We start from the raw sequence: 9,501 nt of genomic DNA, 5'->3' as shown, positions 1-9,501 counted from the left end.
AGCCTTCTTCCACGAAGCAATCATAGGAGGATTCGTGATCCCGAAGTGCAGGGCTGTTTCTGTTTCTGAAGAACCTGTTCTTTGCATAAAGCTTAATACATCCAGCTTGAATTGAACAGGATAAATGCTCTTTTTTGTCTTTCTTCTTAATCCATCTTCACCAAATTTCTCATAGTTTTTCACCCACCTTTTAATCGGTGTACTACACGGTAATCCATGTTTCTGAGCTAAAAGCGTATATCCCAGTTTTCCTTCTAAATATTCTTTCACAACCATTAATTTAAAGGTTTCACTATATTTAGCCATAAATAAACACCCCAAAAGTTAGATTTTCAACTCTAACTTTTGGGGTGCAGTACACATTGGCAGTGCTTTTTCCTATTGCTCATGCAGAGTACGCTCCAATGTATTCAGGAGGCTTTTCTTCCTGTTAAAGTAGTGATAGCGAACATGGGCCCAGACGGCAATCACGCCGATCCAATCCTTGATGACATCAATCACTGTAGCCGACCGGTATGGATAAAAGGATTGGTGATATTCATCCAGTACTCCATAAACCATAGCGACAATAGCGGCTGCCAGACTAGTGGAAGCAGTCAACTTGCCGCTCGCGGCCAATGCAATGGCGAGTAAAGCATAAAGAATAGCAAATTCAATAAGGTGCATGCTTTCTTTCCAATAATGATCCCATTTGGAGTCAGGCAGCTCGACCAATGCATTGCTCGGTATGCTGGACAAGGCCCAAATCACGGCCATATAGATGAATGGCAGTAACCATAAGAAGCATGTGATTGTTTTTTTCATGAAAAAGGCACGACCTTTCTGGGAAATTCCCTCTGAACCTAGAATAGGAGACCCAATCGAATCTATCTATTATAGCATGAACGGCGAAAATAAAAATTTTCAAAGTAAATGTATATATTTAGAAAAATGTGTTCAAAATGGTTGCTGAGGTGATAAACATGAGAGAGGAAGAAAAGAAACGGATGTCTCAAAAATCAGGAATGAGACGTTTTCTTTCAAAGCGTTGGGCATTGCCAGCCATTTATTTAGCGGCAGCAGCCATTCTATTAACAGCAGTCCTTTGGTTCCAGACAGATAAGGAAGATGTAGCGGCACCGGGAGATATAAGCAAACATGAGGTTAAAGACACTGCAAAAGGAACAGACCAGGAAGCTGTGGAAGTAAACAGCAAACTGGAGCATTTCGGAACGCCGATGGGCGATATGTCCGACAGTGTAGTCAAAAAAGACTTCTATGACAAGAAAGCCAGCAAGGAAGAGCAAGAAAAAGCAGTTTTATTCTATGATAATAAGTACATCATGAATAAAGGAATCGACCTTGCCAAAAAAGATGGCAAAACATTTGATGTAGTAGCGGCAGTCAGCGGTAAAGTAATAAGTGTGAAAGAAGATTCTTTACTAGGAAACGTCATCGAAATCGATAGTGGCAAAGGAATCACTACTTCTTATCAGTCGGTAACAGACATTGCTGTGAAAGAAGGAGATTCAGTTACTCAGGGACAAGCCATCGCAAAAGCGGGGCAAAGCTTGTTGAATGAAGAAGCTGGCATCCATGTCCATTTCGAAATCCGCAAAGATTCAGTCGCTGTCAATCCGAATGATTATTTCCAAAAACCAGTATCATCTTTAATGGAAAGCAAGGCAGTTGAAACAAAGTCCGATGAAGATAAAGAGAATGCAACTTTAGAAAATGAAGCACCAACTGAGGAAGGCAGCTCTGAAGAACCTTCAGTGGATGAATCTTCATCCGATCAAGAGAACACAAAAACAGATACTCAAAACTAATATGTAATTCCCAATTGCGCACATACTGATGAATGAGATTGTCCTTTTTAGGGGCAATCTTTTTTTGTCCTAATGGCGCTAAAAAATCCCACTTTAACAAGGAAATGAAAGCGGGAAATCAAGTGCTTTTTAACGTTTCACTTACTATGCAGGCCTTTTGGCAGGATAGGTGGAGAAGCGACAAATTTCTCGGGAAATAGATATATTTTCCCCACATATTGTAAAAAGGCATAAGCGTAAGTACGCAGGAAATCGCAGCTTCCCATAATGAAAACGTTTAAAAAATCGCCTATGCCTTGTCCTTATTCAGGTTTTTGTGCATATTCACTCGCCCAAGCTAATAAAATGTTACAAACCTTATAAGAGAGTGATTGAGGTGAGGAATCGTTTGAACTAAATATATTAGATGAACTATATATTCTTTTTTTCTTGGAGAGCTGGCGCTAATCAACCATTAGAAGCGAATCTCATTTCACACTTCTCACATCCAACTTAGGGAGGGCGAGTGGTGTGCACGATTACATCAAAGAAAGAACAATCAAGATCGGCAAGTATATCGTGGAGACAAAGAAAACGGTTCGCGTCATTGCGAAGGAATTCGGCGTATCCAAAAGTACTGTCCATAAAGACTTGACGGAAAGGCTTCCCATCATAAATGCGGAGCTGGCAAACGAAGTGAAAGAGATTCTGGATTACCACAAATCCATCCGCCATTTGCGCGGTGGGGAAGCGACTAAAATGAAGTACCGCAAACCAGAAGAAGAAACGGTTCAGTGAGGAAGAGTGAATGAGGGGGATTACCTGAACAAGCCTTGGGGCGAAGTGTCTGCCGGACAATTTGCCTTAAGGCTTTTTAGATGGAAACCGTTTTAACCGTTATTGGCCGCTTTATAAAAATAGGCGAAGTAAAGATTGTAAAGGGTGTCTATATAGGATTATAATAGGAGCGATGCAGTCGGAGTATTTTCTGTAAAAGTCATTCGTTTTGTCAATAAATATATGATAAAATGTAAAATTAGGACAGTTTTAGTAATGAATGTATGTAGTTGAGGAGGAAAAATAAACCATGTTTGCAAGGGATATTGGAATAGATCTCGGTACCGCCAACGTGTTGATTCACGTTAAAGGAAAGGGAATCGTGCTAAATGAGCCATCGGTAGTGGCAATTGATAAAAATACGAACCGTGTACTCGCTGTCGGAGAAGAAGCACGCCGCATGGTAGGCCGTACGCCTGGCAATATTGTGGCGATCAGACCGCTGAAGGACGGAGTTATCGCTGACTTTGACATCACAGAAGCGATGTTGAAGCACTTCATTGTAAAATTGAATGTGAAAGGATTTTTATCAAAGCCCCGTATTCTCATTTGTTGTCCGACGAATATTACAAGTGTTGAGCAAAAGGCGATTAAAGAAGCGGCAGAAAAAAGCGGAGGCAAGAAAATCTTCCTGGAAGAAGAGCCGAAAGTTGCGGCTATCGGAGCAGGAATGGATATTTTCCAGCCAAGCGGCAATATGGTCGTCGATATCGGTGGGGGAACGACAGATATCGCCGTATTATCAATGGGTGATATCGTAACATCATCATCCATTAAGATGGCTGGAGATAAGTTTGATAATGAAATCTTGAACTATATCAAACGCAAATACAAATTGTTGATCGGTGAACGTACGGCTGAAAACATTAAAATCCAGGTAGCGACTGTTTTTGAAGGTTCTCGCAATGAAACAATCGAAATCCGCGGACGCGATATGGTTTCCGGACTTCCCCGCACGATTACAGTGAACTCGGTTGAAATTGAAGAAGCGCTGCGCGAATCAGTGGCTGTCATCGTTCAAGCCGCTAAATCTGTGCTCGAACGCACTCCTCCTGAACTATCAGCTGATATCATCGACCGCGGTGTCATTTTGACAGGCGGCGGAGCATTGCTGCACGGAATCGATATGCTGCTTGCGGAAGAATTGAAGGTCCCTGTACTTGTGGCAGATAACCCGATGGATTGTGTCGCAATCGGAACGGGCATCATGCTTGACAATGTAGACAAGATCTCCAATCGCCGTTTTGGCTAATCCTATTTATACTTATACTTATACCAAAAAGTGCCTCAGTTAAACCTGTTTGGCACTTTTTTTATTAGGCTTGCTTGAAAAGAAGCTGAAATGGCCGATGAACTACTTAGAAGCCTGCCAGTATTCTGCGTGGATGATGGCAGCGGATGGTTCAACTAATAATCGGCCGGGGAAGAACGCCCCACCGATTAAAGTTTCACTGTACCCCATTCTAACTGGCGCTAAGACCCCCACTTCAACACGGGAATAAAGACAAAGAAGTGAAAAGTGGGAGATCAAGCGCCAGTAAGAATCCGATTGGTTCAACTAATAATCGGCCGGAGAAGAACACCCCTGCCGATTAAAGTTTCACTGTATGAAAATGCCTAAAAACTACCTTCTATTGGGTGGTTTTGTATATAATGGAATAGATAAAAGGGGACGACTAAGGAGGAAACACTTTTGCTCAGAGGTTTTTATACGGCTGCTTCCGGAATGATTGCCCAGCAGCGGCGTACAGAAATGTTGACGAACAATATGGCAAATGCGAATACACCTGGATTCAAGCAAGATCAATCGAGCCTGCGGGCTTTTCCGAAAATGTTGATGGAACGGATGGAAAGCGGCTCCTCGGCCAAGCCAGGTTTAAACTTGCCGGGCAGTTCTACTATAGGGGAAATGAATACGGGAGTGTACGTCCAGGAGACAACGCCGCTCTTTACACAGGGAGACCTCGAGGAAACGGGGAAAAACACAGATGCCGCACTGGTTGATATCGCGATGCCGATTGATCGGGCAACCGGAACTGCCGGTTCTGTATTTTTTACGGTCGACAATGGCCAGGGAGCCGTCTCCTACACGAGAAATGGGAATTTTACATTGGATCAGCAAGGCTTCTTGACGACTCCGAATGGCAATTACGTTTTGAGCAATACAGGCAGCCGAATCCACCTGGATAATGATGAATTTACAATCGACGGCAGCGGACAGGTGGCGGCGAATGGCCGGCCGGTTTCTGCGTTAGGGGTTGCTTATGCGGCTGATCCGAATGCACTGATTAAAGAGGGGAATGGGCTATTCCGGATGGAAAATGGACAGGCATTGCCACAAGCTGTAACGAATGCCAATGTTAAGTATTCCCTAAGACAAGGCTCTTTGGAGAGATCCAATGTGGATGCCAGCCGCTCGATGACGGATATGATGACTGCTTACCGGGCATTTGAAGCCAATCAAAAGGTGCTGCAGGCATATGACCGCAGTGCGGATAAGATGGTGAATGAAATCGGAAGAGTCTAAACACAGGATAAAAGCGGAGGGATAGTGCATGAATCAAAGTATGATCACAGCCACGAACACATTGTCGCAGCTGCAGCAACGAATCGATTTGATCGGAACGAATATGGCAAACGCTGATACTACCGGTTACAAACGCAAAGATGCCACATTCAATGATTTATTGGTGCAGCAGATCCATAACCAAAACCGTACGGATAAGGAAATCGGCCGTAAAACACCGATGGGCATCCGCCAAGGCTCCGGCTCCCAATTGGCGCTTGAGAAACTAGTGATGACACAAGGAAGCCTGAAAGAAACAGGGCGCAATCTTGATGTTGCTTTACTTAAAGAAGACCAGTTCTTTAAAATTCAAGTTGTGGAAAATAATAAAAATGACGTACAATATACAAGAGACGGGGCATTTTATCTGTCGCCGACCAAAACAGGCTCCATGAACCTGGTTACTTCAGGTGGCTATCATGTACTTGATGCCAACAATAAACCGGTCACCATTCCTGCCGATATGAAAGGCATATCGTTTGGAGAAGCAGGTGTGCTTCGCATCGAGAAACAGGATGGAAGCACTGCGGAAATCCCTATGGGGGTTGTATCGGTCAAAAACGCCCAATATCTCGAGCATAAAAGCGGCAACCTGGTCGGACTATCCGAAAATGCTGCGGCGCTCGGCATTGAGCCGGCGAATATCATGACAGAACTGACAGGCAATGAACGAAATGGCATCGCCATGAAGCAAGGTGCACTGGAATCATCCAATGTCGACCTTTCTAAAGAAATAACAGACCTGCTAATCGCCCAGCGGCAATATCAAATGCAATCGCGTTCGATTACGATGGCAGACGAAATGCAAGGGCTGATCAATAGCGTACGATAAAAGGAGCATGTGTTTATTTATGGAACAAGAAATTCTCACCAGACAAGGCCATAAGCAGGTACAAATGCAAACTGAGCAAAAAAAGACGCGGGAAAAAATCCGCATCCGACTTATCCCAATCTGGATGAGGATTTTACTCCTAGCCGTCGCCATTGTCCTAGCTACGGCAATCGGCTGTGTTGTCGGGTACAGTGTCATCGGAGACGGCAAGCCAAGTGAAGTGTTCCAAAAGGAAACATGGCTCCATATCAGGGATCTTGTGAAACAAGGCTCCTGATTTGGCATTCCCCAAAAAATCTCCGTGCTGCGGGGGTTTTTTCTTTTGGCTTCAAACATGAATGAGCCATAGCCGAATAAAGTTCACTCCATGTAAAGTCAGGCATTCCCTCCTCTATCTTCCGAGCCTTTTTTCCTCTATACTAAAGGAATATAAACCGAATATCGGTAAATCAGGAGGTAGAACCAATGTTGGATGTAACAGAAATCAAAAAAATTATCCCGCATCGTTATCCGTTCCTATTGGTGGATAAAGTCATTGAATTAGAAGAAGGAAAGCGTGCAGTCGGCATTAAAAATGTTACCGCAAACGAACCGTTTTTCAATGGGCATTTCCCTGATTATCCTGTCATGCCGGGCGTACTGATCATTGAAGCGCTGGCTCAGGTAGGGGCTGTGGCATTGCTGAAAAAAGAAGAAAACAAAGGAAAAATTGGGTTCCTTGCCGGTATTGATAATTGCCGCATCAAGAGACAAGTAAAGCCTGGCGACCAATTGCGCCTTGAAGTGGAATTGACTCGCTTAAGAAGCACGTTCGGCAAAGGAAAAGCCGTGGCGACTGTCGATGGCGAAGTGGCTTGCGAAGTGGAAATTTCCTTTGCTTTAGGCGAGGCTGAATAATCTCAAGATAATAATCCACAAGACCCAAAAATGTGGATAATGGTTTACAATAGATAGTTTATTTGAAGTAATTTACATATAACTGGTTTACCGAACTTTTTCTTTAAAGTATATTATAATAATAACGCTTATATGATGTATATAAGCATATTGGAATGATACTTAATGGGTTGGTAAGCCATAGTACATTCTCCATTTTGGGCTGGACGCTTATGTGTCCGGCTTTTTTTTATCCCATTCTAACTGATGTGAATAAGAACCATGGATGAGGATGAATATAAATTCTCTACGATTAACGTTTCTCTTTATGCGATCCATTATACGGTTAAGATTAAATTGCAAAATGAATGTAAGTTTTTCTTTTCTATGGGCAAAATACGAACTGACCCATATATCAGGTCAATTAATTGCTCGAAAGGAGGAAAAGCAACATGAATAAGAAATGGATGACAATCCTTACAGGCTGTGCATTTTCTGCTATGCTATTAACCGGATGCGGCAATAATGACGGAAACGATAATGACATGAATGGCACAAACAATGGCACAGATAATGTGAATGATGTAAATGACGGTGTGGACAACACGAATAATGACGGCATTGGAAACGATGTTAGAAATGGTGTTGAAAACGGCGTGAATGATTTGGAAGAAGGCGCTGAAAACCTTCGTGAAGACGTCGAAAATAACACTGGCATTAACGACAATCGCAACAACAACGTTGATACAAACCTGAACAATAACAATGATAACAATCTAGTCAATGATAAAAATGACAATAGATAATTATCCAATAATTGTAGAATAAAGAAAGGGTCCCTGCTATTTAGGCAAGGGCCCTTTTTCCATTCCCTTCGAGACGGGAGGAAAGATGAGAAGTGTAAGCGGAGACCAAGCGCCAAGAATCCGATTGGTTCAACTCTTATTTAGTAGGGATGAATGAAACCCAACTGGTTAAAATTTCACTTTACGGTGAGAAGGTCTTACATTTAGTGTTTTTTATCGCCTTGAAAGAAATATGTGGTAAAATAGAAATAGTTTTTTTAAAAAGTTACTATCGTCCATGTGCATATTATCCATATATAATATAAAATAGAAGCCAATTTTATTATTTATATATGTTTATGCGTTTTTTTATGTTAGTATTTTTACAATATTATGTGTAACAGGGGGTACGAAGGCTATATGTTAAAAAATCTTTCACCCGGGGTGAAAATCAGCATCAGTCGTTCTATATCCACAGCATTTGAGCAATATATGAATTCCATCGAATGGGATGAAGATAAAGCAGATATTGAAATGTTCGTGAATGAATGGAGAGAGTACATACTACATAGTGCATCTTGGTACAAAAAAGTAGATGAGGAAATCAAGGCTGATCCGGCATTTCATAAAGAACTAGCGATGAAAATCAATCAAACGATTGATAAAATATTGTCCGAGAGACCAACTGAAGAACAAATAAAGGTAATCGAAGAGTTACAAAAGCAGGTTCCGGAGAAAGAATATGCGTATTCTTGCCGTACAGAAGCCCGTTATGTCATAAGCCAGCTTGAAGAGGAAATAAAAAAAAAGTAATGCCTGCAAGTGAACAGGGGATCATAGATGCTGCTACTCTCTATTATCTTGCTTATGGTGAGGATCTTCCTGTGTGGGATTATTCCCAAGAAGATATACAATATATCATTGAACAATGCAATCAGAAGATAATCCAGCCGGACATCGACAATCTGCGCTCGGATATTGTCCATTGAGTAAGGAAAGAAGTTTGGTGAAGCAAGCTTCTTTTTTTATCCCATTCTAATTGGCGTGAATGCGAAGAAATAATAGAGATGTTTAATTTATAATAAAGTCCTTTAAAAATATAAAGTTGTTTATCCTTATTGAACTGCGGACGTTGATAAAAAAGAGCAAAAAAGAGAATAATCAATTATTGATTCGAAAATGACGGATACAAAATGAATAGAACTTACAAAAATCAGTAGAAGAGAGTTTGAAGCTATTATTGAATTCGTTGAATAAGACAAGTTAACGAACATTACTGTCCCAATTCAGAAGCATCATACAACTCGGGTAATGATCGTGGGACAAGAAATAAAGTTATGAACTTAATTGGGCGCTAATCTAAAAAGGATTAACGCTTTTTTTATTGAAGTTCTTATTGAATAAAAGTGGCAGGTTAGCTCAATAAATGCTTCCATTTTTATGAAACGCAAAAGGGGCAAAATGGTATAATTAAAGCGGAAAATTTACAAAATCCAATTTTCAAGAGAGACAACTATCAAAGGGGAGATTTATATAGCAAACAAGAAGAAGTTGCTGTATAGCGTTGTATTTACTGTAATTATTATTGGTATAGGGGTCATTAGTTTGTACGCACAGTACCCGATAAAGACGGATGCGGTGGATATTAAAAAGCATTTAGAGGATTGGGAAAAAAGGTTTGATACACCGCATACGATAGAGGTTAAATCATTTAAACAGTTAGGGGAAACAGGTACATATCTTGCTTCTTATAAGCTGGATGAATCCCCAGCTATGGCGGTGTTAGAGAAAGGTATAAACAATCGACTAAAGATTGTG

13 protein-coding genes are annotated in these 9,501 nt (G+C 41.4%); 11 read left to right on the top strand and 2 right to left on the bottom strand.

Annotated features, from left to right (window positions below):
- Both BN1765_RS18835 and BN1765_RS18830 read right to left on the bottom strand, forming a co-directional pair.
- Positions 1 to 306: helix-turn-helix domain-containing protein (locus tag BN1765_RS18835; RefSeq protein WP_147554269.1), on the bottom strand; the 306-nt coding region annotated here is incomplete at its 3' end.
- Positions 307 to 378: 72 nt separating this feature from the next.
- Entirely contained in the window at positions 379 to 804 is a 426-nt protein-coding gene (locus BN1765_RS18830) for a VanZ family protein (RefSeq protein ID WP_050616564.1), read from the bottom strand.
- Positions 805 to 962: 158 nt separating this feature from the next.
- Between BN1765_RS18830 and BN1765_RS18825 the strand changes: the two genes are divergently transcribed.
- From BN1765_RS18825 to BN1765_RS20315, 11 genes are all read left to right on the top strand, one after another.
- Positions 963 to 1,808 (top strand): stage II sporulation protein SpoIIQ, encoded by an 846-nt coding sequence (locus BN1765_RS18825; RefSeq protein ID WP_050616563.1) that lies wholly within the window; start codon positions 963 to 965, stop codon positions 1,806 to 1,808.
- A gap of 510 nt (positions 1,809 to 2,318) precedes the next feature.
- Positions 2,319 to 2,585, top strand: coding sequence for a sporulation transcriptional regulator SpoIIID (gene spoIIID, locus BN1765_RS18820; protein WP_050616562.1), 267 nt, complete (start codon positions 2,319 to 2,321; stop codon positions 2,583 to 2,585).
- A gap of 289 nt (positions 2,586 to 2,874) precedes the next feature.
- The gene (gene mreB, locus BN1765_RS18815; protein WP_050616561.1) at positions 2,875 to 3,876 is read left to right on the top strand and encodes a rod shape-determining protein; all 1,002 of its coding nucleotides are present in this window, start codon (positions 2,875 to 2,877) and stop codon (positions 3,874 to 3,876) included.
- A 441-nt stretch (positions 3,877 to 4,317) separates the two neighbouring features.
- Entirely contained in the window at positions 4,318 to 5,151 is an 834-nt protein-coding gene (locus tag BN1765_RS18810; protein ID WP_050616560.1) for a flagellar hook-basal body protein, read from the top strand.
- A 28-nt stretch (positions 5,152 to 5,179) separates the two neighbouring features.
- Positions 5,180 to 6,022, top strand: a complete 843-nt coding sequence (locus tag BN1765_RS18805; protein ID WP_050616559.1) for a flagellar hook-basal body protein — start codon at positions 5,180 to 5,182, stop codon at positions 6,020 to 6,022.
- A gap of 19 nt (positions 6,023 to 6,041) precedes the next feature.
- Positions 6,042 to 6,299, top strand: a complete 258-nt coding sequence (locus BN1765_RS18800; protein WP_050616558.1) for a DNA-directed RNA polymerase subunit beta — start codon at positions 6,042 to 6,044, stop codon at positions 6,297 to 6,299.
- Between the two features lie 188 nt (positions 6,300 to 6,487).
- Positions 6,488 to 6,919 carry a 3-hydroxyacyl-ACP dehydratase FabZ gene (fabZ, locus tag BN1765_RS18795; protein ID WP_050616557.1) on the top strand — a complete coding sequence of 144 codons (432 nt, stop codon included), beginning with the start codon at positions 6,488 to 6,490 and terminating at the stop codon, positions 6,917 to 6,919.
- A gap of 431 nt (positions 6,920 to 7,350) precedes the next feature.
- Positions 7,351 to 7,704: a hypothetical protein gene (locus BN1765_RS18790; protein ID WP_050616556.1), complete on the top strand. Its 354-nt coding sequence runs from the start codon at positions 7,351 to 7,353 to the stop codon at positions 7,702 to 7,704.
- A gap of 399 nt (positions 7,705 to 8,103) precedes the next feature.
- Positions 8,104 to 8,496 carry a hypothetical protein gene (locus BN1765_RS18785; RefSeq protein WP_050616555.1) on the top strand — a complete coding sequence of 131 codons (393 nt, stop codon included), beginning with the start codon at positions 8,104 to 8,106 and terminating at the stop codon, positions 8,494 to 8,496.
- Complete coding sequence (locus tag BN1765_RS20220; RefSeq protein WP_154666098.1) at positions 8,496 to 8,672, top strand: hypothetical protein; 177 nt, start codon at positions 8,496 to 8,498, stop codon at positions 8,670 to 8,672. Before BN1765_RS18785 ends, BN1765_RS20220 begins: the two co-directional genes overlap by 1 nt.
- Before the next feature lie 616 nt (positions 8,673 to 9,288).
- Positions 9,289 to 9,501, top strand: a 213-nt coding sequence (locus BN1765_RS20315; protein ID WP_187119469.1) for a hypothetical protein, incomplete at its 3' end; no start/stop codon positions are given.

This window comes from Bacillus testis, assembly GCF_001243895.1.
Taxonomy (GTDB): Bacteria; Bacillota; Bacilli; order Bacillales; family DSM-1321; genus Bacillus_AD; species Bacillus_AD testis.
The sequence above is the reverse complement of the archived record's forward strand: the minus strand, read 5'-3'. Positions and strand labels throughout refer to the sequence as shown.